Genomic DNA, 25,728 nt, shown 5'->3' with positions numbered 1-25,728 from the left:
CTAACATCGCGTCACAATACCGGCCAAAAAGTCGTAAGCATCCCGTACCATGAAGCACGACTGGACGAGGGAAAACCGCGGTTCCACGGAGCTCGCGGAGCCCACGGCCACATGGAAATAATCAATCGCACTTTATGTGCAGGAGTACAGGAGTACACATGACGAATCCTGTTATTGGCACCCCTTGGAAGAAGCTGAACGCTCCGGTTTCCGAGGAATCGCTCGAAGGCGTCGACAAGTACTGGCGCGCGGCGAACTACCTCTCCATCGGTCAGATCTACCTTCGCAGCAACCCGCTGATGAAGGAGCCCTTCACCCGTGAGGACGTCAAGCACCGTCTGGTCGGCCACTGGGGCACCACCCCGGGCCTGAACTTCCTGATCGGCCACATCAACCGTCTCATCGCCGACCACGGCCAGAACACCGTGTTCATCATGGGCCCGGGCCACGGCGGCCCCGCCGGCACCTCCCAGTCCTACCTGGACGGCACCTACACCGAGTACTTCCCGAACATCACCAAGGATGAGGCTGGCCTGCAGAAGTTCTTCCGCCAGTTCTCCTACCCGGGCGGCATCCCGTCCCACTTCGCCCCGGAGACCCCGGGCTCGATCCACGAGGGCGGCGAGCTGGGCTACGCCCTGTCCCACGCCTACGGCGCGGTCATGAACAACCCGAGCCTGTTCGTCCCCTGCATCGTGGGCGACGGCGAGGCCGAGACCGGCCCGCTGGCCACCGGCTGGCAGTCCAACAAGCTCGTCAACCCGCGCACCGACGGCATCGTGCTGCCGATCCTGCACCTCAACGGTTACAAGATCGCCAACCCGACCATCCTCTCCCGCATCTCCGACGAGGAGCTGCACGAGTTCTTCCACGGCATGGGCTACGAGCCGTACGAGTTCGTCGCCGGCTTCGACGATGAGGACCACATGTCCATCCACCGTCGCTTCGCCGAGCTGTTCGAGACCGTCTTCGACGAGATCTGCGACATCAAGGCCGCCGCTCAGACCGACGACGTGCACCGTCCGTTCTACCCGATGATCATCTTCCGCACCCCGAAGGGCTGGACCTGCCCGAAGTTCATCGACGGCAAGAAGACCGAGGGCTCCTGGCGCGCCCACCAGGTGCCGCTGGCCTCCGCCCGCGACACCGAGGCCCACTTCGAGGTCCTCAAGAACTGGCTCGAGTCCTACAAGCCGGAGGAGCTGTTCGACGAGAACGGCGCCGTCAAGCCGGAAGTCACCGCCTTCATGCCGAAGGGCGAGCTGCGCATCGGCGAGAACCCGAACGCCAACGGCGGCCGTCTGCTCAAGGAGCTCGAGCTCCCGGACATCCGCGACTACGAGGTCGATATCAAGGGTCACGGCCACGGCTGGGGCGCCACCGAGGCGACCCGCGTGCTGGGCTACTACACCCGCGACGTGATCCGCAAGAACCCGACCGACTTCCGCATCTTCGGACCGGACGAGACCGCCTCCAACCGTCTCGCCGCCGCCTACGAGGTCACCAACAAGCAGTGGGACGCCGGCTACCTGTCGGAGCTCACCGATGAGCACATGGCCGTCACCGGCCAGGTCGTCGAGCAGCTTTCCGAGCACCAGATGGAAGGCTTCCTCGAGGGCTACCTGCTCACCGGCCGCCACGGCATCTGGAGCACCTACGAGTCCTTCGCCCACGTGATCGACTCCATGATCAACCAGCACGCCAAGTGGCTCGAGGCCACCGTCCGCGAGATCCCGTGGCGTAAGCCGATCGCCGGCCTGAACGTCCTGATCTCCTCCCACGTGTGGCGCCAGGACCACAACGGCTTCTCGCACCAGGACCCGGGCTTCGTTGACATCCTGCTCAACAAGAACTTCAACAACGACCACGTGGTCAACATCTACTTCCCGGCCGACGCCAACTCCCTGCTGACCGTCGCCGAGCGTTGCTACAAGTCCAAGAACTGCATCAACGCCATCTTCTCCGGCAAGCAGCCGGCCGCGACCTACCAGACCATCGACGAGGCCGCCGCCGAGCTCGAGAAGGGCGCCGCCCGCTGGGATTGGGCCTCCAACGCTAAGGACGCCGAGGACGCCGACATCGTCATCGCCTCCTGCGGCGACGTGCCGACCATGGAAGCCCTGGCCGCCAACGACAAGCTGCAGAAGATGGGCCTCAAGGTCCAGTTCGTCAACGTCGTTGACCTGCTGAAGATCCAGGACGCCGAGGAGAACGACCAGGCCCTGTCCGACGAGGAGTTCACCAAGCTCTTCTCCGCCGACAAGCCGGTCCTGTTCGCCTTCCACGCGTACCCGGGCTCCATCTACCGCCTGATCCACGGCCGTCCGAACCACGACAACTTCCGCGTCCACGGCTACAAGGAGCAGGGCTCCACCACCACGCCGTTCGACATGGTTCGCGTCAACGACATGGATCGCTACTGCCTGACCGCCTCCGCCCTCGAAATCATCGACGCCGCCAAGTACGCCGACGAGATCAAGAAGCTGAACGACTTCCGTCTGGAGGCCTTCCAGTTCGCGGTGGACAACGGCTACGATCACCCGGACTACACCGACTGGGTGTGGCCGGAGGTCAAGGGTGACGACGTCGCCATCGACGCCACCGCCGCGACCGGCGGCGACAACGAGTGATCTCGCTGATCGTCTGATCGCATAGCGCATAGCTAGGCCAGTGAGGGGCCGTTCCCGGACTTCGGTTCGGGAACGGCCCCTTTCGCATGTTTGGTGCCCTCCCCCGCCGCGTGTGTCATATGGCAAATCGTCGCGCGCCGCACAGTACGCAGCACCGCGGCGCAGCGTACTGTGGCGTACATCACATTCGCCCGTGCGGCAATTGAGGGCAAATCTCCCCCGCTTTTCGGGTTCGCTCACTAGACTGTGGCGTAGATGTGAACAAGGCAGTCACGTCATTGGATAGTTACGAACAGGAGAGACCCGTGAGTCTTACCAGTGTCACCATCATCAGCCCCGAAGCCGCCAACGGCCGCAACGTCGTCGCCCTTGGCGTCGTCAACGCCCTCGCCTCCGCCAAGAAGACCGGCGTGTTCCGTCCGGCCGTGTGCAAGAAGGACACCTTCACCGACGTGCTCGTCGCCGCCGCCAACGCCGGCCTGAGCAGCGAGCAGTCCGTCGGCGTATGCCCGAAGCGCGCCCGCGAGGACAAGGCCGGCGCCCGCGCCGACATCGTCGCCGCCTACCATGAGGCCGTCGCCGCCTCCGGCGCCGAGGCCATGGTCGTGGTCGGCACCGACAAGTCCTCCGTGAACGATCCGGCCGCCTTCGCCTTCAACGCCGACGTGGCCGCCGACCTCGCCTCCCCCGTGTTCCTCGCCGTGTGCACCATCGACCGCACCCCGGAGCAGCTCGCCGCCACCGTCAAGGCCTCCGCCGCCGCCGTTGAGGCCGCCGGCACCAAGGTCATCGGCGTGTTCGTCACCGGCGCCGAGCCCGAGCAGGTCGTCCCCGACAAGGAGGCCCTCGCCGACGCCGGCGTGCCGGTGTGGGTCCTGCCGAAGGTGGACGTGTCCGCCGAGGGCGGCGCCGAAGCCGCCGCCGAGGCGTTCGTCGAGAACGCGCCGGCCGAGGAGGTACTCGCCGCGCTCGACGCCGACTTCGACGCCCCGGTCACCCCGTACGCCTTCCAGTACGGCCTGCTGGGCAAGGCCAAGGCCGACAAGAAGACCATCGTGCTGCCGGAGGGTCAGGAGGACCGCATCATCAAGGCGGCCGACTACCTGCTCGCGCGCGACATCGTCAACCTGATCATCGTGGGCAAGAAGGACGAGATCCTGGCCCGCGGCAAGGAGCTTGGCCTCGAGAACCTCGAGAAGGCCACCTTCCAGGCCATGGACGACGAGGAGGTCCTCGCCCCGATGACCGAGAAGCTGTGCGAGCTGCGCGCCAAGAAGGGCATGACCCCCGAGCAGGCCCGCAAGCAGCTGACCGACGCCTCCTACTTCGGCACCATGCTCGTGGTGCTCGGCAAGGCCGACGGCCTCGTCTCCGGCTCCATCAACTCCACCGCCAACACCGTGCGCCCGGCCCTGCAGGTCATCAAGACCAAGCCCGGTCAGAAGCTCGTCTCCGGCGCGTTCCTCATGTGCTTCAAGGACCACGTGGCCGTGTTCGCCGACTGCGCCATCAACCTCAACCCGAACGCCGAACAGCTCGCCGAGATCGCCATCCAGTCCGCCGAGACCGCCAAGGCCTTCGGCATCGACCCGAAGGTCGGCATGCTGTCCTACTCCACCCTCGGCTCCGGCAAGGGCCCGGACGTGGACCTCGTCGAGGAGGCCACCAAGCTCGTCAAGGAGCAGGACCCGGAGCTCCCGGTCGTCGGCTCCATCCAGTTCGACGCCGCCTGGTCCCCGGTCGTGGCCTCCACCAAGGCCAAGGGCAACGACGTGGCCGGCCACGTCAACGTGTTCGTGTTCCCGGACCTGTGCGCCGGCAACATCGGCTACAAGGCCGTCCAGCGCTCCTCCGGCGCCGTGGCCGTCGGCCCGGTGCTGCAGGGCCTCAACAAGCCGGTGAACGACCTGTCCCGCGGCGCCCTCGTCCAGGACATCATCAACACCGTCGCGCTGACCGCCATCGAAGCCCAGTGAGACTCCCGGGCGCCTTCCGTTCGAGGACGGGAGGCGCCCGTTTTTGCGCGGCTTCGCATCCGCATTTGTAGCAAGCAGCGAGTAATCTAAACAACGGTAAGCCGCGTCAGGCGGCAATCAACAAACACATGGAGGAAGCCCAAATGGCGAAAACCGTCCTTGTCATCAATTCCGGCTCCAGCTCGATCAAGTACCAGCTGGTGGACCTCGAGTCCGGCGAAGGCCTCGCCTCCGGCCTCGTCGAGAAGATCGGCGAGCCGATCGACGGCCACTACAAGCACGAGTACAACGGCGAGAAGCACGAGCTCACCGAGCCGATCCACGACCACGAGCAGGGCCTCAAGCGCGTCCTCGGCTTCTTCAAGGAGTACGGCCCGAACCTGGACGAGGCCGGCATCGTCGCCGTCGGCCACCGCGTGGTGCAGGGCGGCTCCATCTTCCCGCAGCCGGCTCTGGTCAACGCCAAGACCATCGGCCAGGTCAAGGACCTCGCCGTGCTCGCCCCGCTGCACAACGGCCCGGAGGCCAAGGGCGCCGAGGTCATGACCGCCCTGCTGCCGGACGTGCCGCAGATCTTCGTCTTCGACTCCTCCTTCTTCTTCCAGCTGCCGAAGGAGGCCAGCACCTACGCGCTGAACAAGCAGATCGCCGAGCAGTACCACATCCGCCGCTACGGCGCCCACGGCACCTCCCACGAGTTCGTCGGCTCCGTCGTCCCGGAGCTCATCGGCAAGCCGGCCGAGGGCCTCAAGCAGATCGTCCTGCACATCGGCAACGGCGCCTCCGCCTCCGCCCAGATCTCCGGCAAGCCCGTCGACACCTCCATGGGCCTCACCCCGCTCGAGGGTCTGGTCATGGGCGGCCGCACCGGCGACATCGACCCGGCCGTGGTCTTCCACCTGATCCGCAACGCCCACATGAACGTGGACGAGCTGGACACCCTGTTCAACAAGAAGTCCGGTCTGGCCGGCCTCACCGGCTACGGCGACATGCGCGAGGTCCACCGTCTGGCCGCCGAGGGCAACGAGGACGCCAAGCTCGCCCTGCAGGTCTACGTGCACCGCATCGTCGGCTACATCGGCAACTACACCGCTCAGATGGGCGGCGTGGACGTGATCACCTTCACCGCCGGCGTCGGCGAGAACGACGACATCGTGCGCAAGATGGTGTGCGACAAGCTCGCCCCGTTCGGCGTCAAGATCGACGAGGAGAAGAACGCAACCCGCTCCAAGGAGCCGCGCGTCATCTCCACCCCGGACTCCTCCGTGATCATCGCCATCTACCCGACCAACGAGGAGCTGGCCATCGCCCGCAAGTCCGCCGCCATCGCCGTGGCCGGCAAGGACTCCTACGGCAACGTGGTCGAGCCGGTCGACGAGGCCTGATTCCACGCATATGGCCGTGTTTGACTGACGCGGCCGAGCAATGAAAATCCCCGGGATGCCCAAGCGTTCCGGGGATTTTCTTATGCTCATCCTCATATGTTCATGCGGCGGATGGCCGTCGGGAAATGGCCTGCGGGAGGTACCCCCCCCGCGGATAGCGGCCTACAGCGCCTTGAGGATCGCCTCGTGCAGCAGTCCGTTGCTGGCCAGCGCGCAGCCGCCCCACGGTCCGGGGTTGCCGTCGAGATCGGTGAACCGGCCGCCCGCCTCGGTGACGATCGGCACGAGGGCCGCCATGTCGTACAGGTCGAGCTCCGGCTCGGCGGCGGCGTCCACTGCGCCCTGCGCCACCAGCATGTAGCTCCAGAAGTCGCCGAAGCCGCGCAGGCGCCACATGGAATCCGTCAGGGCGATGAGCTTGTCGCGGTCGCCGCGGTCGCGCCAGCCGGTCAGCGACGACATGCTCATCGAGGCGTCCTCCACCTTGGCCACCTTCGAGACGTGGATGCGCGTGGCCGCCTCGGGGCCGCGGCCCATGTACGCGCCGCCGTCCCTGAGCGCGAACCAGCGGGTGTGCAGCCACGGCGCGGACACCACGCCCACCACCAGATCGTCGCCCTCCTGCAGGCCGATCAGCGTGGCCCACACGGGCACGCCGCGCACGTAGTTCTTGGTGCCGTCGATCGGGTCGATGATCCAGCGCCGGCCGGTCGATTCGGAACGTCCGAGCTCCTCGCCGTAGATCGCGTCGTCGGGACGCTCCTTGGCGAGGATGTCGCGGATGGCGCGTTCGGTGGCGCGGTCGGCGTCACTCACCGGCGTGTTGTCCGGCTTGGTCTCCACGTGCAGGTCCATGGCGCCGAAGCGGGCGGTGGTGATTTCGTCCGCCGCGTCCGCGAGGCGCAGGGTGAGCAGGAGGTCGTCCAGATGGGGGTTGCCGGCCAGTTCGTCCGTGTAGGAACGGGTTTCGTATAGCGTGTGTGCGCTCATGATGGTTCGTGTGCTCCTTAGTTGTTACAAGTTGTTGCAGTCGTGCTGCGGGCTATGCTCCAGCGCCACGCAGCCGCGCCTCAGCCCAGCAGCGTGGCCCACATGCCGGTGAAGTCGGGCAGGGTCTTGCGCGTGGTGGCCACGTCGCGCACGCGGACGCCGGGGATCCTCAGGCCCAGCATTGCGGCGAAAGTGGCCATGCGGTGGTCGGCGTAGGTTTCCATGTCCGCGGCGTGCAGGCGCCCGGCGGGCACCGGTTCGATGCGCAGCCCGTCCGGCAGCTCGCCCGCCGTGCCGCCCACGCGCGTGATCTCCGCGACGAGCGCGGCGAGGCGGTTGGTCTCATGGCCGCGCAGGTGCCCGATGCCCGTGAGGTTCGTGAGCGCGTCCGCGAACACCAGTATCGCGGCGAGCGACGGGGCGATCTCCCCCGCGGCGGTCAGGTCGAAGTCGCCGAGGCCGTGGATATGCCCGTCGGAACGCACCTCGCAGTAGCGGACGCCGTTTTCCTCGGGGAAGCTCACCTGCGCGCCCATGCGCTCCAGATAGCCGGGCAGCAGGCCGCCGGGCTGGGTGGTGGTTTCCGGCCAGTGCGGCACGCGCACCGATCCCCCGGCGATGAGCGCCGCGCCCAGGAACGGCGCCGCGTTGGACAGGTCGGGCTCCACCACCACGCGGTCGGGCAGCTGCACGCTTCCCGGTTCCACGCGCCACGTGCGGGCGGCTTCGTCGGCGGTGGCATGCGCGCCGGCGGCGTTGAGGTCGGCGACGGTCATGCGGATGTGGGGCAGGCTGGGGGTCTTCTCCCCCGTGTGATGCAGTTCGAGACCGTGCGGCAGCCGCGCGCCGACGAGCAGCAGCCCGGAGATGAACTGGGAGGAGCCGGACGAGTCGATGGACACCACGGCGGGCCCAGCGGCCGATCCGGCGGCCGATTCAGCGGCGGCGGACTTCGGCGGCGTGACGGTGAACGGCAGCTTGCCCTCCTCGCCGTGGTACTCCACGGTCGCGCCCAGCTGCTCCAGACCGTCAAGCACCGGCTTCATCGGACGGGCGTACGCCTGCTCGTCGCCGTCGAAGCGCACGGGACCGTCGGCGAACAGCGCAAGCCCCGGCACGAAGCGCATCACCGTACCAGCCAGACCGCAGTAGACGTCCGCGTCGCCGTGGAAGCGACCGCCGGCGGGCGGCGTGACCGTCACGGTGGTGGGCGTCGCGGGGTCGGCGTCGCAGCGCACGCCCAGCGCCCCCAGCGCCCCCATCATGAGTTCGGTGTCGCGAGAGCGCAGCAGACCGATCAGCGTGACCGGCTTCGAGCCGAGCGCGGCGAGGATGAGATAGCGGTTCGACAATGATTTGCTGCCGGGGATCGTGACCGTGGCGTTCAGTGGGCCGGCCGCGGCCGGGGCGTCCCACAGCGCTTCGGCGGTGGCGTTGCTCGTTGTAGTCATACCCTGCATGGTACCGTGCCGCACGTCCGTCGGCGGGTGATGGTCGCCATGGTGGACGGTACTTGCGTTTCCGAGGGCGGATTTCATGTTCCGTCGACATCTACTTGGCCTTCCGAGGGCACCACGCATGGCACTCGCGCACGATCCAACCGCTATGATGCCTTGTTTTCCGCCGTTTTTCGCCATTTTCCGCAGCGCAAAAGCGTGGGCGATCCATGTATGGTGCCCTCGGAGCGCCAAGTAGATCCCCGCACATGCCGAAATCTGCCCTCGGAAGCCGATATAGTTCGGATATCGACTCGGATATCGACCGTCGAGAGGGGAACAAACCATGATCAGCGAGTCCACGATTCAGGCCGTGCGGGATTTCACCGCGGAACGGGACTGGGAGCGATACCACACGCCGGAGAATCTGGCCAAGTCCATCATGATCGAAGGCGCCGAACTGTTGGAATGCTACCAGTGGACGCCGCAGTCGCCGACGTTGGACGACGAGCACGTGCGCGAGGAGCTGGCGGACGTGCTCACCTACTGCATCATGATGGCCGACCGGCTCGGCGTGGACATGGACGAGATCATCCTCGCCAAGTTGGAGAAGACCAAGCGCAAGTATCCAGCGAAACTCATGCGCGAGAACCCGGAGGCCGCGCAGGAGCGGCATTGGGCCGCGCGCGGAGAGATGGCCTGAACCCGCCGGCATGCGGACGGCCCGCCGCGCCCGTAACACGCGCTTCATACCCTGATGCGCATGGATTTGACTGCATTGCCCCCACTGTGGATCACCCTGCTCATCGTCTGCCCGCTGGTGCTCGTCGGCGGCATGGTGGACGCCGTCGCGGGCGGCGGCGGGCTCATCACCATGCCCGCCTACCTCATCGCTGGCGTGCCGCCGCATCTGGCCATCGCCACGAACCAGCTGTCCGCGGGGCTTGGCTCCACCACGTCCACGGTCCGCCTGTGCCGCAACGGCTTTGTGAACGTCAAGCTCGCCGTACCCGCGGCCCTGTTCGGCTTTGCGGGCAGTGTGGGCGGGGCCCGCGTCACGCTGCTGGTGCCGGAGGGCGTGCTGCGCTACGTGCTGCTGGCGTTGCTGCCGCTCATCGCCGTGGTGGTGCTGCGCAAGAAGAGCTTCGCCGCCAAGGACCGTCCCATGCCGGCGCGACGCCGCTGGCTGCTCGTGGCCGCATGCTCCCTCGCGTGCGGGCTGTACAACGGGTTCTACGGCCCGGGTTCGGGCACGTTCACGCTGCTGGCGTTCACCGCGGTCGCCGGCATGGGCCTGCACGACGCTTCGGGCGACATGAAGATCTGGAACCTGTCCGCGAACGTCGCCTCGATCGTCACGTTCGCACTGAGCGGGCAGATGTGGTGGGTCGTCGGCCTCGTCGCCGGCGTGTTCGGCATGGTGGGCCACTACTTGGGCGCCGGTCTGGTGCTCAAGGACGGCACGAGGATCGTCCGGCCGGTGATCGTGGGCGTGCTGGTGCTGCTGTTCGCGCGCACGGCGCTGGAGCTGGCGGGCGTGATCGCATAATAAATCGGCCCCGATACGCGTCTCCGCGAACCGGGGCCGTTCCAGTCGGCAACCGTTGCGACGGTTACCGCACGCGCTTCACGGCGAGGATGAGCAGGCCGCCGATCACGCAGATCACCGTCTCGACCGGGAACATGGCGCGGTATCCGAGCGTGGTGATGACGAGTCCGGCGATGGCGGGGCCGAACACCTGGCCGAGCGTGTTGGCCATGTTGATGATGCCGAGGTCCTTGGCGGCGGTCTTCGGATCAGGCAGCACGGCCACGTTGAGCGCCTGGTCGACGGCGTTGTAGGCGCCCATGCCGATGCCGGCGATCAGCGCGTAGGCGTACATGGTCCACGGCTGCGCGGCGAAGAACGGGAAGAACGCGCCCACGCCGAGCATGATCGTGGTGACCGCGACCGGCGCCTTGATGCGGTGGAAGCGGTCGGACAGCGGCCCGGCGATCACGCAGAACACGATGCCGGTGATCATGAGGATGAGCGACATGGTGGAGATCGCGGCGGTCTGGCCAGCGTCGTCCAGCCTCATGTAGTCGGAGAAGATGTACAGCTGGTAGCCCACGATGACGTACTGGCCGGTGACCATGAGCATCTTGCCGGCGAGGGCGAGGTAGTAGTCGCGGCAGTTGCGGGTGGGGAACATGAAGTAGCGCTTGATCGCGTCGCGGTCGAACGCGGTGCGGGCCACGCCGCGGTTGGAGGGCTCGTGCATGATGAGCGGGGAGACCACGCCGCCCACGGCCGCGATGACCGCGAAGATGAGCACGCCGGTGGTGGCCGCCGCGTTGTCCGCGATGAAGTGCGCGGCGATGAGGCCGGAGCCGTAGTTGCCGATGGCCATGCCGATGCCCCAGAACGAGGAGACCGTGCCGCGCCAGCGCGGGGCGATGCGGTCGGACAGCTGGGCGATCATCGGGGCGGTGACGCAGTTGAGCGCCACGTTGTACAGGGTCCAGGTGACCAGCAGCATGGGCCATGTGGAGGAGAACGCGAGCCACACGAACATGAGCGCGCAGGCGAAGGAGGCTCCCACGATCCACGGGCTGCGGCTGCCGAAGCGCGTGCGGGTCACGTCCGACAGGGCGCCGGCGATGATGTTGGAGATGGTGGCGGCGACCATGGCGATGGTGGAGAACAGCGGGATGAGGGCGACCTTCTGGTCGGGCGCGAAGAAGTCAAGCTTCGCGGGCAGCAGCGTCGCGGACACGCCCACGTAGGCGAGCATCCAGCAGGCGGGGCCGACGAGCAGGCCGAGTCCGAGCCGCACGGGCAGCTTGGGCTGGTCGGCGTCGCGCACGCCGTAGTCCGGCTCGTTCCCCGGGACGGCCTCGCGCTCCGCCGCGCCCTGTCCCTTCCCGAAATCAGCCGGGCGCTTGTTTATTGCGGCTTCCGCGGGACTCGCCGAATCCGCGGCGGTCTCCCTGTCCATCAATGCACTGGCGGTCATTGCCATTCCTTCCTCTGCGCTGCGATGACCAGCGATGATTGCGCAACCAAAATGTTTACGTAAACATCGCAACGACGCAAACTATATGCCCTTCATGCGCGTCTGCTGGACGTCAACCGATTGACGATGGAAGATTCATCGGGTTTCTGTGACGAATGCTACATAGGGAGGACTTGCACCACGACCGCAGCACGACCGCAGCACAACCGCAACGCGTCCAATGCACATCCGTCGCATCCGTCACATCCGTCACGCACCCCGGCATGCACCCAGCGCGCACCCGGAACGCGCCCGCTTCCCCAGCTTCCGCCGAAACGCATCAGCTCCGCAATCCGTTCCCGTCGTGCGGCCGCATCCACCGCGTCCCATCGCATGCTCGACCCACGTCCGGAGCATGGCCCGCCACCGCGCACCCGAGTCCGGCTCCCCCGCCTCCGCCGACACGCGCCAGCTCCGCAACCCGCTCCCTCCGCCGGCTCCCGTCAGCGGTCGGCGGGCAGACGGGATTCCAGCCCGGACACGCGGTCGAGCTTGCCGGGGAACCCGGCGTTGCCGGCCATCGTCGAAGCCGCCGCCGAGGCCTTGCCCGCCACCGTCGCCACAGCCTCAGCCGCGGACGCAGACGCGGACGCGGACGCGGGACGCGGCGAGCCGCCGGCGTGCAGCTGCGCGTAGACGAGCTGCGCGGCCACGCGGTCGGCCTCGATCGCGGCGATCTGGCGGGCGAACACGATGAACCACCCAAGGAACACCAGACCGGAGAGCGCTTCCACGTTGGTGAGCGTGTTGTCGCCCTTCAGCCAGATGAGCGTGGCGACGCCGCACACGCCGATGGCGAGGTCGCCGATCACGAACGTCGCCTTGGACAGCTGCGGGGCGAGCCACGGCAGGATGATGAGCAGCACGCTCATGATCATCGGCAGTCCGCGCGCGAAGAAGTCGTGCGTGTGCGGGTGGGGCGTGTAGCGGAACGTGCCGATGCCGATGAAGAACAGGCCGGCGAGCGTGAGAAAGCCCATGAGCAGCCCGGCGCGCAGACGGAAGTGGGCGATCTCCCCCACCGCCCGGCCCGCGGTGGCGTCGGCGTGGTCGCTCTGCCAGCGCACGCGCAGCCGGTGCGTGGTGATGAGCTCGGAGACCGCGAAGTAGCTGACGATGATGATGCACACGCCAGCGAGGATGAGCGTGGAGTTGAACATGCGGGCCGCGAACGTGGTGCGGTCGCCGAGCTGCGAGAAGTTGTTGTTGTACCAGTACGGGTCGTCGGTGGTGAGTCCCGCCGTGGTGACGCCGGAGAGCACGAAGAACGGCAGCAGCGAGGCGATGGTCTTGGCGTTCATGAGGTCGGCCTGCACGAAGGTGAGGTAGCCGACCACGCCGGCGAACCCCGCGGTGATCCACGGCAGATAGACGAGGAACGAGCCCATCATCGAGCTGATGACGCCGAGGATCGCGAACGCGCACAGGAAGATGGTGGACGCGTACACGATGGAGAGGGCCAGCACCTCGAACGCGCGGCGGATGGGCGTGAACCAGCCGTGGTCGAGGTTCCACGAGCGCGAGTGCCGGGCGTAGCCGATGGCGAACGAGAGCACGCCGCACGCGGTGATCATGCCGGCGGACACGGTGAACAGTCGCCGGGACACCTGCCAGATGGGCGGCGCGAGTTCCACGAACGCCTTCATGGCGACGGCGCAGACCAGCGAGCAGACGAGGAAGGAGATGAGGCCGGAGGTCTCCGCCCGTTGATGCCGTCCCATGTCCGATTCCTCCCTCCGCGCATCGCAAAGCGCCGCCACTCGGCGGCATCCCGATTCTATACCGCTTCGCCCGGACCGGCGCCCGACATTTCGCTCGGAGCCGTCAGCTTTGGCACCGCAGCCGGTCGGCGATCAGGACGCAGTGCTCGCGGACGACGCGTGCGGACTCGTGGAATTTGGCCAGTTCGTCGCCGGTCAGGTGCAGGTCCACGAAGTCGCCCACGCCGTCGGCGTCCAGCGCGACCGGCAGGCTCAGGAACACGTCGTGCTCGTCGTATTCGTATTCGCCGTCGATCAGCGTGGAGACGGGGATCACCCGGCGCTCGTTCCACAGGATCGTGCGGGTCAGACCGGCCACCGTGGCGGCGATGCCCTGGCTGGTGCCGCCGCGCAGCGCCTTGATCGCCATGCCGCGCTCGCGAGTCCGCTCCTCGATGACCTCCGTTGTGACGCCCTCGTAGCGCTCCCGGTTGTCCTGAAGGTACTGCGTGAAGCTCTTGCCGATGAACGAGACCGTGGACCACGGCACGAACTGGGATTCGCCGTGCTCGCCGATCACGTAGCCGGACACCATGCGCGGGTCAAGGCGCGTGATTTCGCCGATGATCGCCTTCATGCGCGAGGTGTCCAGCGCGGTCCCCGAGCCGAGCACCTGCGCGCGGGGCAGCCCGGTGCGGCGCCATGCGAACCAGCTCATCACGTCGACCGGATTGGACACCATGATGAGGATTCCGTTGAATCCGGAACGCGTGATCGCGCGCAGGATCGGATCGACGATGTCAATGGCGGCGCCGAGCTCCTGAAACCGCGTCTCCCCCGGCTTCGGCTTCGGCCCGGCGGTGACGATCACCACGTCGGCGTCGCGGCAGTCGGACCAGTCCCCGCGCCGGATGGAGACGAAGCGCCCGATGAACTCGGAGCCGTCCATGAGGTCCATGGCGAGGCCTTCGGCCTTGTCGGGGTTGTGGTTGATGAGTACGAGTTCGTCGCACAGCCCCTGCAGCACGATGGCGCCGGCCACCGCCGACCCCACGCTGCCCGTGCCGACGACGACCACGCGGCTCCTGTGCGAGGTGACCATGGCCCGTTCCTTCCCTTCGCTGCGCGCGATGCGCGTCCCGCATGCGCGACTCCGCAGCACACCATACACGCGTTTCCCCAGTCGTCCCCGGAATGGTCCGAAAACGAATCGGCGGGACGAAGAGTCAGCGGACGAGCCTGAGACCGACGGCGCAGGCCACCAATCCCGCAACGAGCAGCACACGCGCGCACGAGACGGGTTCCTCGCCGCTCGCCATGCCGTACACGGCGGTGATGGCCGCCCCGACGCCCACCCAGACCACATAGGACGTGCCTACGGGGATGTACCGCATCGCATAGCCGAGCCCTCCCATGCTGGCCGCCAGACCAAGGACGAACGCCACCGTGGGCGCAAGTCGGGAGAACCCCTCCGAACGGTCGAGCGCGATGGCCCATACGGACTCGCAAATACCGGAAACAATCAGAACGAACCATGCCATGACCCGCTGCTCCTCGTCGTATGGCAAGTCTTGTCGAGGCCGGGTACTTGTCCATCGTCCGGGAGCCGACGACGCGGCTCTGCCTTTAGGGTAGCACGAAGCGGCGCATGGGAGCGGAATCGTCGGACCATCCTCAAACCGCATCGCGGACCGCACCGGAGTGTCGCGATTTGACGGGCGCGCACATGATCGATAAAGTACCTACCCGTTGCCTAACAACGACACCTGTCCGGGTGGCGGAATGGTAGACGCGCTAGCTTGAGGTGCTAGTGCCTATTTTATACAGGCGTGTGAGTTCAAGTCTCATCCCGGACACCATCAGGGCCCTGCGTGCGAACGCGGGGCCCTTTGCGTTTTCACCGGAGCCCAAATCCGGTGCGCAGCAGCTACGTAGTGGACTGCCGCATATGTATTTTCGATTTGTGTGGTTGTTTTTCCACGATTCTCCCGATAGCCATGACGTCATTCCGGCGATATGGCAACGCTGATACCCGGACGATCCGCAAAAATCGACCACACAAATCGAAAATACCGTCCCCAGTTCCCCCGATTCCCGTCGCAACCGCCCGGCAGACGGCGGACAGCACGCCCGACATCGCAACGAGCCCATCCCTACGGTGATCGCCGCCAAGATCATGGCCGTTGCGGGAACCCTGACATCCTGTTGCGCCCTCGGCGGACGCACGGCGCCCCGACCCCGGTCCGCACTATCGTAAGACCGTGCCGAGCGCAGCCAGTCTTGCGCTCTCTCCCCCGAATCGGAAAGGAATCCCCGTGCCGTTCTCCCCGCTCATCGTCTCCTGCGCGTTCGCCATCCTCGCCGGCCTGCTCCACGTCTTCATCTTCGTCCTCGAATCATTCCGCTGGACGGACCCGAAGACGATGCGCGTCTTCTCCATCGCGTCCGCCAAGGAGGCCGAGGCAACCCGGGAAATGGCCTACAATCAGGGGTTCTACAACCTGTTCCTCGGCATCATGGCGCTGACCGGCGCGGCTCTGGCGCTACTGGGCCATATCGCCGTCGGAGCCACGCTGCTGGTCGCCGGCACCGGTTCGATGGCGCTCGCCGCCTTGGTGCTGTTCACGGGCAGCCCCGACAAGCGCTCCGCCGCCGTCAAACAGTTCGCATTCCCCGCACTCTCGCTGCTGTTCCTGCTGATCGCCGCATTGGTATGACTGATTTCTGCTGGCAGAGCCGCGGACCGGGCCGCGTCGCTTTCGAAGGCATCACCCGGTCCGGCCATGCGTTATACTGATGATTTGTGCCATCGCCCGCATGCCATGCGGCGAAACACGCACGGGACATAGCGCAGCTTGGTAGCGCGCCTGCTTTGGGAGCAGGATGTCGCGGGTTCAAATCCCGCTGTCCCGACCGGTAAGCCCTACTCCCGATTGGGATTTGGGGCTTCGTCATTGCTGGCGGGAATGCTTCCCGGTACACATTCGGTAACGATGATCGCACGAAGTCGATGCCCCTCAGCAGCCAGGGACCGACACGGATATACGTTGACCCCGGAGTTTCATGATGTTTCGCATGAGTGACTTTCACGGGGCCTTGCACTCGTTAGCATAGGCTTCGTGACCGATGATGCGCAAGCCACAGTTGCTGGTTTGCGCGACTGGTTCTCCGCGGAACGCATGAGACGATACGAGGAATCGGCGTTGGACCCGATTGCGCTGTACGTGTGGAACACGCGCATGTCCAAGGCGTATTTCGAGGACATCGCACACGTCGAGGTCATGCTGCGCAACTTCATCTCCGTCCGACTCGCATCCGACTGCGGTCGGGAGGACTGGTTCGACCAAGCGGACTATTTCGGGTTCGACTATGAATTCCGCAAGGCCGTCGAACGCGTCAAACGACGCATCCGCTATGCCGGTCACGACATCACTTCGGATCGCGTGATCGCGGGGCTGTCATTGGACTCGTGGCGATTCCTGCTGGTGCGCAAACTGGAGCCGACCGTATGGAAAGCTCTCCGGGACAAGGCCAACGGCGGCATACCCTACTATCGGTCACGTCGGCGTAAGGAATTCGAGGCGCACGTCATTCAATTGTTGAATATGCGCAACCGGTGCAGTCATCAGGAACCGCTCATCCAACCGGACGCGGACGCTGAACGGGGGTATCTCGACTCCCAGTGGGAAAACCTGCTGTGGATCGCCCGCGTCATCGACCCGAAGGCGGCCGACTGGATCCGCAGCCAATCACGAGTACCGGCATTACGCGCAAGGCGTCCTTAATTTCGACTTCTCAGTCATTCCGTCTCGTTCGACCGGGGAGCACCTGCGCCGCCGTGAACGCAACCGGGGCATAATGACCGAGGAGAACAGCGAGATCAACGGCAATCACCGAATTCTGCGAAAGTCACCAAACGGCGTCATTGCAACGAAAACGCATCTGACGAAGCTCAGGAAACCAGCGACAATCTTCTTGGACCGTGTTTCGACATGCAGAGTGATTCCACCGTCCCGAAGCTCAATTCCAGCGTTGACGGATTGACTGCCCCCCCCCGATCTCGCTGGCGTCCAGACGAGTCAACAGTCGGTCGAGCATCGCACATTGACTTATCCCGCTTATCGCGGTCTCGGTCGAATGCGGGTGCCGGATGCAGTTCCGGCGACACCACCAGCGGCATCACTTCACATATCGGACTCTGGCTGGCGACCACGCGGAGTGTGTCTCCGGGAACAGCAACCGCATCTGGCCCGCCTAGACCGCCACTTACCGCGGCAACGGCACACTAACCGCAAGCGCCGTTCAACACGAATGTGCGGATTCACGTGGTCAAGAATGGTGAGACCCTGAGCGGCATCTTCGGTGCTTCCGGCTGGCAGCACGTCGCCCAGCTCAACAACCTCAGGAACCCGAACCTAATCTACCCCGGACAGCAGCTGCGCTACTAGGCAGCGGCTGAACCGTTTGCGGCCTTCGGCACCGCGCCGGAGGCCGCAGCTTCCATATCCAAACCAACCTAAGGAGAAGATTTATGGATATTTCCGCAGCGACCACCCTCGCCGCCGGCATCGTCGCCCTTGTCGCACCCGCGCTCGTGCAGGCGTTCAAGAAGTACATCCCCGCCGACTACGTGGGCCTCGCATCCCTTGGCGTGAGCATCCTGCTCGGCGTCATCGCCATCGCCGCCACCAACGGCTTCCACGGCTACGGGTGGGGCATCGTCCTCACCGGAGTCATCGGCGTCGCACAAGCCGTCTACACCTTGGTGAATCAGGCGTTCAGCGGCAAGCTCAGCAAAGACAGTGAAGCTAAATAAAAACAAGGAGTTAAGCCCGTCTCGTGTTGTGCGCGAGACGGGCTTAACTTGTGCGAGAGCCCCCGAAAGGCTATTCAGCGCCCATTCCAAATCCCTTGTTCACCAGTTCGTCGGGTTGTGGCTTTCTTCGGTAGGTTGGTGCAATTGGACCGATGCCGGTGCTTTCGGGAGGATAAACCGGTGTCGCTAGTTCCATCCGCCGACGAGTTCGAGGCAGCAGTGGCCCGTCACCGGGCGTCCCCGGTAGGTGCCGACCACCTTGCTCGCGCCTTCGTATTTGCGGCCGGAGGGGTTCGGCGAGGCGATTTCCTGTTCGTCCATGATGGACGTGACGGTGAGTTTCGCTTCCCATTCGGGGATGGAGACGGTCCATCCGGTCGGATATTTCATGCCGGTCACGGGGCTTTCCCACACATTGAAGGAGTCCTCGACCATCGGATCCACGCCGGTAAAGGATTGGGTGCCGTCTTGGTGCAGGACGCTCGCCCAGCAGTGTTCGTCGCCGGTGGCCAGTTCGGTCACGCCCCACAGGCTGATCACGTCGGGATCGTTGTCGAAGCAGAGGTTCATCCACAGCCATTTGCAGTTGTAGCCGTCTTTGAGGCTTCTGCCTTTGGGCATGCCGGCGAACTGGCGGTCCATCCATACCATGCCCTCCACCTCGTGTCGTTGGCCGTCGAGAGTGATGACGCCTTTGGCCGCCATGTGCGGGAACGAGTATTGGTAGTTGGGTACCCCGGCGATCTGGAAGTAGCCGGTGCCGAGGCTGTAGAGCGGGTATCTGGTGCCGTGCAGGTCGAGATAGATGGATCCGTTCGGCATGGCCGATGCGATGCGCATGTTGTCGAGGTCGCCTTCGACGACGTCCTTGTCGGTGCGGATGCGCAGTCCCTGCCCTGCGACCTGTCCTCGCCTGACCTTGTAGAAGCGGTCCTCGTGGCGGTAGACGTGCCCGGTCTCATCGGTGATGGACAGCACGCTGTTGATCATGCGCACCGGCAGGTATTTGGAGAGCTGCAGGACGCTGACGTGGTACATGAAGTCGAGGGTGTGTCCGTCCGCCTCGAAATGGCCGACCCAGAACCATGAGTTGCCGGCTTTGTCGGTGCGGATGAAGGTGTCCCGGATGGGGTCCACCAGCGGTTCGGTGCCGTGGCGGAAGGTGCGGATGTTGTGGGTCAGCGAGTTGTTCGTGGTGTTCATTTTGTCTCGTTTCGTTTGGTCCTGTGTTTGTCGTTGCGCTGTCGGTTCGGTCACCGTCCGGCGAGGGTCCGTTCCGTCGCGCCACGGCGAGTCCGCGTCGTCAGGAGCGCCGTGATGAGGGCGGCCGCGAGGATGACGGCGATGGCGGCGAATGCCAGCGTCGAGCCGAGTATGGATTGCGCGTGTTCGGTGGCGGTGGGCGCGAGTGTGGTGGACAGCGCGGAGATGGACACGATGAGGGCGGTGCCCATCGAGGAGGCGATCTGTCCGACGGTGTTGGTGACGCTCTGTGCGTGTCCGATGTTCTCGTTGTCGAGCGCGTTGATGCCCCAGGTGTTCACCGGGGTCATGGCGAACATGAGTCCCGCGTAGAGCACGGTGTAGGCGCATGCGGTGACGACGACCGAAGCATCGGCGCCGAGCAGCGCCATGAGCACGCCGCCAATGGTCATGACCGTCAGGCCGGGCAGGGCGACCTTGCGAATGCCGTATTTGTCGAACAGACGGCCCGAGACAATGCCGCAGCATGCGCCGATGAGGGCGCCGGGGAGCATGGCGAGCCCGCTGGCGGTGGCGGATGCGCCGAGCACGGTCTGGATGAACATCGGCACCATGACGTTGCATCCCATGAGGGCCGCCTGCATGCACGCCACGATGATCACCGAATGCGCGTAGGTGCGGTTGTCGAGGATGCCGACACGCAGCATCGGTTCCTTCGCCTTGAGCTGTCGGCGTACGAACACGGCGACGAGCAGTACGCCGATGACGATCAGCGCGACGGTGAGCGCCATGTTGCCGGTGGATGTGAACGTGGACAGTCCGTACAGCAGGCATGCCAGGCCGACCGAGGAGAGCAGCACGGAGACGGGGTCGAACGCGCCCGGTTGGAATCCGTCGAAGTTGCGCAGGTAGACGGCGGCCAAAGCGATGACGACCAGCGCGACGGCAGCCATGATGACGAACAGCGTGCGCCAGCCGAACGAGTCGATGATCACGCCGGAGATGGACGGGCCGAGCGCCGGGGCGAAGCCGACGACCAGTCCGGTGATGCCCATCGCCGTTCCTCGGCTTTCCTTGGGGAACACGAGCAGGATCACCGCGGTGACCATCGGCATGATGGCGCCGGTGCACAGGGCCTGCAACACACGGCCGACCATGAGCAGGGGGAAGGTCGGTGCGAACGCGGCGACGAGGCTGCCGGCCGCGAACAATGAGATGCAGCCGATGAACAGCCTGCGGGTGGAGAAGCGTCCCATGAGGAACGCGGCGAGCGGGATGACCATCGCCTCGACTAGCGAATAGCCGCTGGACAGCCACTGCACGGTGGTGGAATCCACGCCGAGGTCCTTCATGATGGACGGCAACGCCGGCGTGACCACCGCCATGTTGAGCACGGCCAGCAACGTGCCCATGAGCAGCACGATGACCATGATCCATTGTTTCCTGTTGATGCCAAGTTTCACAATAACACTCCGATAAACAATAGTTGTTGATTATTCAACGAGCATCAATTATCATCGAAACGCAACGGACGGCAACCACCGATATGCGACATTCCTCGCTTATGCGACGATTTGCCCGAATCGTCGTATAACACTCGGCTTATGGTCGGCGAGGGAATGACGCCACCGACAAACGAACAGACGAAAGGGGCATGATGACCGATCTACGCATCGTCAAGACCCGCAAGGCGATCCGCGAGGCGTTTCTGCGCCTGCGGGCATCGGGAGTTCCGGCATCGAAGGTCAAGGTCAAGGACATCTGCGACCTTGCGCTTGTCAACCCGAGCACGTTCTACAAGCATTACCTCGACGTCTACGACCTGAACGACAAACTCGAGGACGAAACCATCGACGCGATGCTGGAGCATTACCCCGCCAAGGACAAGATCCTGTCCGATCCGCTCGCGTTCCTCAACGGCTGGAGACCGGCCGTCGACAGCCAGATCGACGATTTGCGCATCCTGTTCGGCGACCGCCCCGAAGTCATGTTCCGCAAGATCGAGTCGATGCTCGTCGAACGGTATTCCGCCCATGCGGCGAACGAGCACGAGCGCATCGCCGCCGTCTTCTCCATCGCCGGTACGCTCCACTCGCTCGGACTGCTCAAGCTGGAGGGCGGGCAAAGCGACGACGAGATCATCGCGGCGGTCGCCGAAAACCTCAACGCCATCGCCGCGCGTATTCCCGGCGGGCGATGACGGCCATCCTCCCACCCATACGCATCAACGGCATCATCACACGGACACCCATCAATCACCCATCAATCATCATGGAACAGACAATACAACGCCTGGAACCATCACGTTCGCCGGGCCGATAGGCGAGGGCCTTACCGACGAAAGGCTCGAATCGATGTTCGGCATCCCACTGCACGTAGAGCGAACCGGGCAACGATGGAGGGCCTCGCACCGGCTGCGTTTCGCATGAGCGGTCCGAATGAACGCCTCGTCGCCGGTTGTCGCCGCTCCGCAGTCATTATGTCGCATTCGACTGAGAACACCTGCGTCGATGGGGACGCAATGACCTCGGAGAACAGCGAAATCAGCGGCAATCAACGAAGCTCGCGAAAGTCGGCAAAACGGCGTCATTGCAGCGGAAACACAACTGACGAAGCTCGCGGAAACCAGCGAAGCGACCCTTCAAACCGGCAAGGGGTTGCTCAGTCGCAATCAGATGAATAGGGAGCATGTGCCGCTCTCCTCGATACCGCAGCCGACGAAGCAAGCGGACGTAGACTTCAAGAGCGCTAACATAACTCCAGAATGACATTAGCGACACGCCAAGCGTTTCCGCCGTTCCCGAGCTCTGAGACGCTAACATTTTGCTAACAATGACCGTCACGATTCACCAATCACAGCGGTCTGAACCAAGAAACCAGAAACTCGAAAATGGCTTGATTCCAAGGTTTCTGTGGTTAACCAAGACGGTTAGCTTAAGCCAAAAATCACCGATTCCTAACGGGATGTCGCGGGTTCAAATCCCGCGGCCCCGACCGGTAAACCTTACTCCCGATTGGGAAGCGGGGCTTTGCCGTTAAAAAATCCCCGGGGAATCATGATGTTTCGCACGAGTGACGTTCCGGGGCATTGCAATCACAAGTATAGGCAGAAACCGGGAATCCCCATCATCATCGCGTCTCGGCAGGGCGCGTCGTCGGTCATCGCCGTTTGCTATTCCAGGACCCATGTCATCCGGAACGAGAACGCCGTCAGCGCCAGCCATGGACCGAACCAATCCCGCATACGGCGAACTCATACATGAAATCACCGGCTATATCGTCGGCTATTGGCAGGACGCCGCCGACGGGCATCCCTATCACGCCATGTTCCATCCCGGTTGCACGGCGCGGGACATGGCCTGCGAATACATGATCGAACGATATGAGGACTGGTTGGAGGGCATGTCGTGGATCGACCCGGACAGACTCGCCCGCTATGCATCGCTGGGTAGGGGAAATGATCCCGTTGCCGCCGCCATGGATGCGTGCGATCGCATGTTCGCCGTCATTTGGCCGCATGCCGAGGGGGACGACCCGTCATATCCGTAACACGGGTGTGACTGTATTGAACCGCGCTGAACTGCTTGTGGACGCCCGGACGTCACGCGGATGCGCATCGACGCCCTCAGCTACCGCGTCATCACCGCCTGACGGTTATCGCGGCTGCCACGAACCATCGCCACCGTTCACGGCCCTGACCATCAGGTAATTCACAAACGGCACGCTCCCAATCCGCGGATGCCGGACCCGCACGACGCGGAAACCGTAGCGCTCGAAGAACGGCCGCGCGGTGATGCTCGCATGCACGCTCAGGCCCGCGATCCCCCACTCGGCCGCATGCCGTTCGACTTCTCCCAGAAGCGCCGACGCCACGCCCTGCCGCGCATGGGCGGGGTCCATGAACAGCATGTCGATGTATCCGCTCCCGTCAACGTCGATGAAGCCCACGACCGCGTCGCCACCCCCTGCCGAAACGGCCACCCACGTGTCCACGGCCGACCGCCGCCGGTCCCACCGCCGCACATCCCCCGCCCGATCGGCCCACACCCGGACCTGCTCGGGATCGTAGTCGCGCGAGGCCAGCCCGATGACCGACCGGCGGAACACGGCCATCGTCGCCGCCGCATCGGCGGAACGGTACCTGCGGATGAGAAAGCCCATGCCGCCACTGTAGCGGTATGCCCGCATCGGGCAACCGAACACCACGGGCCGAACGCAGCTAAATCCGCGATCCCAAGCGCCACATTCGCACATGGAATCCGGGAAACGCCGCATCCGGCCCGTCATTTCGCCGCACGCGCGCCGGGTTTACTCCTCGGCCTTGGCGTCGCCCGCGCCGGTGACGACCACGTCGCCGGTCACGTCGCCGCAGACGACGGTCACGAGGGAGCCCGTCGCGGCCTTCAGCGTCACGGCGCTGAGCAGCTCGCAGCCCTCCGGCGCCTTCGTCGCGCCGTCGCTGTACTGGCCCTCGATCTTCAGGTTGCTCAGATCGTTGATTTCGGTGCCCGGATCGGTGGGACCGTCGTACGTGACCGTGATGGACGAGAGCGTCGGCCCGGCCGGCGCGGCCGAGGTCTGCTGGTTGGAGGCCGGGGCAGACCCGCAGGCGCACAGGGTCAGAAGCACGGCCGTTCCCGTCATCGCGGTGATGATTTTCTTCACTGAATTCCTCTCCTTGTGGGAAATTGGTTCCTCTGGTTCTTGGTTCCCGACGCCTCCACCGAAGCCGGGGCCAAAGCCGAAGCCGGTCGCAGTCGGGCCCGGACCATCATACGGGCTGCGGCCGCATGGCGCGCGCCGGCGGACGGGCCACGGATAAAATGGCGTCGGATAGCGGACAGGAGGACGTCATGCACGTCATCGAGCAATGCTGCAGGGGCAAACACGCGGACCAGTCGCTCAACGAGGACGGGATGCTCGTGGGCGACGCGTTCGCCGTGGTGACGGACGGGGTGACGAGCAAAAGCGAGCGCCGGCCGTGGAGCCCGTCGGGCGGCGTGGTGGCGAAGGACCTGCTGCTAGAGGCGGTCGCGGGTCTGCCGGCCGACGCGGACATGCGCGGGGTCCAGCGCGCGGTGGACGATCGGTTCCGCGCGGCGTACCGGGCGCATCCGCAGGGACCGGCGTTCTTCGAGCGCAACCCGGTGGAGCGTCTGCAGGCCAACGCCGTGGTGTTCAGCGCGGCCCGTGGGGAGGCGTGGCTGTTCGGCGACTGCCAGATCATGGTGAACGGCGTGCAGATGCCCACCGTCAAGCGCGTGGACGAGCTGCTGGGCGAGCTGCGGTCCTTCGCGGCGCACGCGCTGCGGCTGCGCGCCGGCGAAGGCGAGGCCTCCCCCGGCGGCGACTCTCCCGCCCCGGACGCCGCGCGCGAGATGATCATGCCGTTCCTGCGCCTGCAATCGCAGTTCGCGAACCGCCGCGGCAAGTACGGCTACTTCGTATTCGACGGGTTCACCGATCCGACGTATCCCGTCCACACGGTGCCGGTCAACCCCGGCGACGAGGTGGTGCTCGCCTCGGACGGCTATCCCCTGCTCAAGCCCACGCTCGCCGAATCAGAGCGCGAGCTGGAACGGCTCAGGCGCGAGGACCCGGCCCTCATCGACGAATACCCGTCCACCAAGGGCTTCGCCGCGGGTCTGGGCTCGTTCGACGACCGCACCTACCTGCGCTTCGTCGCCTGACGGTCGAAATGGACATCGCGAACAGGCATCGCAAACTTGTTGTTTTCGCCCTCTGAGAGACTGAAAAGTACGCCATATGCCCCGTCAGAAGCGCATTTTCACAAGTTTGCGACAATGCGCCGCGGCCCGACCGGGGCACAACCGGGGACCGGCCGCGGACCGGCCGGTAATAGGATGGGCAGTGGTTCGCCACGCCGGACCATCAACATCGGACTTACGAGGAGGAGTAAAACCATGGCCGTCGAAAACGCCAAGGTGCTGATCATCGTGAACAACTGGGGCATCGAGGAGACGGAGCTGACCCGTCCGCTGCGCGACCTCAAGGCCGCGGGCGCCCAGGTGACGCTCGCCGCCACCACGCTCGACCCGTGCGAGACCGTGCGGCACGACCGCTACGAGGGCGAGACGCTCAAGCCGGACGCGCTGCTCGCGGACGTGCAGGCCGCCGACTACGACCTGCTTGTGGTGCCCGGCGGCACGTGCAACGTGGACCGCATCCGCGTGAACCAGGACGCCATCGAGCTGGCGCAGGAGTTCGCGCATGAGGGCAAGCCGATCGCCGCGATCTGCCACGGCGCCTGGCTGCTCGTCAACGCGGGCCTGATCGCCGGCAAGACCGCCTCGCCGTGCCGATACATCGCCGCCGACATCGAGAACGCGGGCGGCCACTACGTGGACAGCCAGCTCACCGTGGACGACGCGAACGGCTGGAAGCTCATCACCTCGCGCAAGCCGGACGACCTCGACTACTTCGTGGGCGCCATCAAGGAGGCTCTGGCCTGAGCCGCATTAGCCGCACGAGCCTCACCCGCGACTTCGGCACGCATACGAAGTGATCCCCGCACTGCACGACGCAATGCGGGG

23 protein-coding genes, 2 tRNA genes and 1 riboswitch are annotated in these 25,728 nt (G+C 65.1%); of the genes, 15 read left to right on the top strand and 10 right to left on the bottom strand.

Features of this window, described 5'->3' with window-relative positions; genetic code table 11:
• Window positions 1–158: 158 nt before the first annotated feature.
• The 3 genes from DSM100685_RS03295 to DSM100685_RS03285 all read left to right on the top strand — a co-directional run bounded on the left by DSM100685_RS03295 (window position 159) and on the right by DSM100685_RS03285 (window position 5,991).
• Window positions 159–2,630: a phosphoketolase gene (locus DSM100685_RS03295; protein WP_152349932.1), complete on the top strand. Its 2,472-nt coding sequence runs from the start codon at window positions 159–161 to the stop codon at window positions 2,628–2,630.
• A gap of 305 nt (window positions 2,631–2,935) precedes the next feature.
• Complete coding sequence (pta, locus tag DSM100685_RS03290; RefSeq protein WP_152349931.1) at window positions 2,936–4,606, top strand: phosphate acetyltransferase; 1,671 nt, start codon at window positions 2,936–2,938, stop codon at window positions 4,604–4,606.
• A 143-nt stretch (window positions 4,607–4,749) separates the two neighbouring features.
• Window positions 4,750–5,991: an acetate/propionate family kinase gene (locus DSM100685_RS03285; protein ID WP_152349930.1), complete on the top strand. Its 1,242-nt coding sequence runs from the start codon at window positions 4,750–4,752 to the stop codon at window positions 5,989–5,991.
• 162 nt (window positions 5,992–6,153) lie between these two features.
• Here the strand turns inward: DSM100685_RS03285 and hisN are convergent, their stop codons facing one another.
• Both hisN and aroA read right to left on the bottom strand, forming a co-directional pair.
• Window positions 6,154–6,981: a histidinol-phosphatase gene (gene hisN, locus DSM100685_RS03280; protein WP_152349929.1), complete on the bottom strand. Its 828-nt coding sequence runs from the start codon at window positions 6,979–6,981 to the stop codon at window positions 6,154–6,156.
• 80 nt (window positions 6,982–7,061) lie between these two features.
• Entirely contained in the window at window positions 7,062–8,432 is a 1,371-nt protein-coding gene (gene aroA, locus DSM100685_RS03275; RefSeq protein ID WP_163200896.1) for a 3-phosphoshikimate 1-carboxyvinyltransferase, read from the bottom strand.
• Window positions 8,433–8,763: 331 nt separating this feature from the next.
• Between aroA and DSM100685_RS03270 the strand changes: the two genes are divergently transcribed.
• Window positions 8,764–9,120, top strand: coding sequence for a nucleotide pyrophosphohydrolase (locus tag DSM100685_RS03270; protein WP_152349927.1), 357 nt, complete (start codon window positions 8,764–8,766; stop codon window positions 9,118–9,120).
• A gap of 60 nt (window positions 9,121–9,180) precedes the next feature.
• Window positions 9,181–9,966 carry a TSUP family transporter gene (locus tag DSM100685_RS03265; RefSeq protein ID WP_152349926.1) on the top strand — a complete coding sequence of 262 codons (786 nt, stop codon included), beginning with the start codon at window positions 9,181–9,183 and terminating at the stop codon, window positions 9,964–9,966.
• A 64-nt stretch (window positions 9,967–10,030) separates the two neighbouring features.
• On the opposite strand, the gene DSM100685_RS03260 is transcribed toward DSM100685_RS03265, so the two are convergent.
• The 4 genes from DSM100685_RS03260 to DSM100685_RS03245 all read right to left on the bottom strand — a co-directional run bounded on the left by DSM100685_RS03260 (window position 10,031) and on the right by DSM100685_RS03245 (window position 14,696).
• Window positions 10,031–11,416, bottom strand: a complete 1,386-nt coding sequence (locus DSM100685_RS03260; RefSeq protein WP_204314251.1) for an MFS transporter — start codon at window positions 11,414–11,416, stop codon at window positions 10,031–10,033.
• A 482-nt stretch (window positions 11,417–11,898) separates the two neighbouring features.
• Complete coding sequence (locus DSM100685_RS03255; protein ID WP_152349925.1) at window positions 11,899–13,176, bottom strand: ABC transporter permease; 1,278 nt, start codon at window positions 13,174–13,176, stop codon at window positions 11,899–11,901.
• Between the two features lie 103 nt (window positions 13,177–13,279).
• Window positions 13,280–14,257: an L-lactate dehydrogenase gene (locus DSM100685_RS03250; protein WP_152349924.1), complete on the bottom strand. Its 978-nt coding sequence runs from the start codon at window positions 14,255–14,257 to the stop codon at window positions 13,280–13,282.
• Between the two features lie 124 nt (window positions 14,258–14,381).
• Window positions 14,382–14,696, bottom strand: coding sequence for a DMT family transporter (locus tag DSM100685_RS03245; RefSeq protein WP_152349923.1), 315 nt, complete (start codon window positions 14,694–14,696; stop codon window positions 14,382–14,384).
• A 19-nt stretch (window positions 14,697–14,715) separates the two neighbouring features.
• Window positions 14,716–14,779: riboswitch (guanidine-III (ykkC-III) riboswitch) on the bottom strand.
• Between the two features lie 144 nt (window positions 14,780–14,923).
• On the opposite strand from DSM100685_RS03245, the gene DSM100685_RS03240 reads away from it, so the two are divergent.
• From DSM100685_RS03240 to DSM100685_RS03215, 6 genes are all read left to right on the top strand, one after another.
• A tRNA-Leu gene (locus DSM100685_RS03240) sits at window positions 14,924–15,014 on the top strand.
• A gap of 456 nt (window positions 15,015–15,470) precedes the next feature.
• Entirely contained in the window at window positions 15,471–15,872 is a 402-nt protein-coding gene (locus DSM100685_RS03235; protein WP_152349922.1) for a DUF1304 domain-containing protein, read from the top strand.
• Window positions 15,873–15,994: 122 nt separating this feature from the next.
• Window positions 15,995–16,068 (top strand) — tRNA-Pro (locus DSM100685_RS03230).
• A 206-nt stretch (window positions 16,069–16,274) separates the two neighbouring features.
• Complete coding sequence (locus DSM100685_RS03225; RefSeq protein ID WP_152349921.1) at window positions 16,275–16,940, top strand: Abi family protein; 666 nt, start codon at window positions 16,275–16,277, stop codon at window positions 16,938–16,940.
• 540 nt (window positions 16,941–17,480) lie between these two features.
• On the top strand, window positions 17,481–17,603 hold the full coding sequence (locus tag DSM100685_RS10675; protein ID WP_204314252.1) for a LysM peptidoglycan-binding domain-containing protein: 123 nt from the start codon (window positions 17,481–17,483) through the stop codon (window positions 17,601–17,603).
• Window positions 17,604–17,686: 83 nt separating this feature from the next.
• The gene (locus tag DSM100685_RS03215) at window positions 17,687–17,971 is read left to right on the top strand and encodes a hypothetical protein (RefSeq protein WP_152349920.1); all 285 of its coding nucleotides are present in this window, start codon (window positions 17,687–17,689) and stop codon (window positions 17,969–17,971) included.
• A gap of 186 nt (window positions 17,972–18,157) precedes the next feature.
• Here the strand turns inward: DSM100685_RS03215 and DSM100685_RS03210 are convergent, their stop codons facing one another.
• Window positions 18,158–19,174 carry a lipocalin family protein gene (locus DSM100685_RS03210; RefSeq protein WP_152349919.1) on the bottom strand — a complete coding sequence of 339 codons (1,017 nt, stop codon included), beginning with the start codon at window positions 19,172–19,174 and terminating at the stop codon, window positions 18,158–18,160.
• Window positions 19,175–19,224: 50 nt separating this feature from the next.
• Window positions 19,225–20,604 (bottom strand): DHA2 family efflux MFS transporter permease subunit, encoded by a 1,380-nt coding sequence (locus DSM100685_RS03205; protein ID WP_152349918.1) that lies wholly within the window; start codon window positions 20,602–20,604, stop codon window positions 19,225–19,227.
• A gap of 224 nt (window positions 20,605–20,828) precedes the next feature.
• Here DSM100685_RS03205 and DSM100685_RS10670 point away from each other — a divergent pair, with 224 nt between their 5' ends.
• Window positions 20,829–21,374 carry a hypothetical protein gene (locus tag DSM100685_RS10670; protein ID WP_163200900.1) on the top strand — a complete coding sequence of 182 codons (546 nt, stop codon included), beginning with the start codon at window positions 20,829–20,831 and terminating at the stop codon, window positions 21,372–21,374.
• A 1,022-nt stretch (window positions 21,375–22,396) separates the two neighbouring features.
• Window positions 22,397–22,723 (top strand): hypothetical protein, encoded by a 327-nt coding sequence (locus DSM100685_RS03195; RefSeq protein ID WP_152349916.1) that lies wholly within the window; start codon window positions 22,397–22,399, stop codon window positions 22,721–22,723.
• 105 nt (window positions 22,724–22,828) lie between these two features.
• Here the strand turns inward: DSM100685_RS03195 and DSM100685_RS03190 are convergent, their stop codons facing one another.
• A complete protein-coding gene (locus DSM100685_RS03190) occupies window positions 22,829–23,335 on the bottom strand; it encodes a GNAT family N-acetyltransferase (RefSeq protein WP_163200902.1) in 507 nt (168 codons plus the stop codon).
• 147 nt (window positions 23,336–23,482) lie between these two features.
• Complete coding sequence (locus DSM100685_RS03185) at window positions 23,483–23,839, bottom strand: hypothetical protein (RefSeq protein ID WP_152349914.1); 357 nt, start codon at window positions 23,837–23,839, stop codon at window positions 23,483–23,485.
• A 188-nt stretch (window positions 23,840–24,027) separates the two neighbouring features.
• On the opposite strand from DSM100685_RS03185, the gene DSM100685_RS03180 reads away from it, so the two are divergent.
• Together DSM100685_RS03180 and DSM100685_RS03175 are read left to right on the top strand one after the other, a co-directional pair.
• Window positions 24,028–24,864 (top strand): hypothetical protein, encoded by an 837-nt coding sequence (locus DSM100685_RS03180; protein ID WP_152349913.1) that lies wholly within the window; start codon window positions 24,028–24,030, stop codon window positions 24,862–24,864.
• 234 nt (window positions 24,865–25,098) lie between these two features.
• On the top strand, window positions 25,099–25,647 hold the full coding sequence (locus tag DSM100685_RS03175) for a type 1 glutamine amidotransferase domain-containing protein (RefSeq protein WP_152349912.1): 549 nt from the start codon (window positions 25,099–25,101) through the stop codon (window positions 25,645–25,647).
• The last annotated feature ends 81 nt before the right edge of the window (window positions 25,648–25,728 follow it).

It is taken from the genome of Bifidobacterium avesanii, assembly GCF_009299475.1.
Taxonomy (GTDB): domain Bacteria; phylum Actinomycetota; class Actinomycetes; order Actinomycetales; family Bifidobacteriaceae; genus Bifidobacterium; species Bifidobacterium avesanii.
This window is presented reverse-complemented; position numbering and strand designations above follow the sequence as displayed.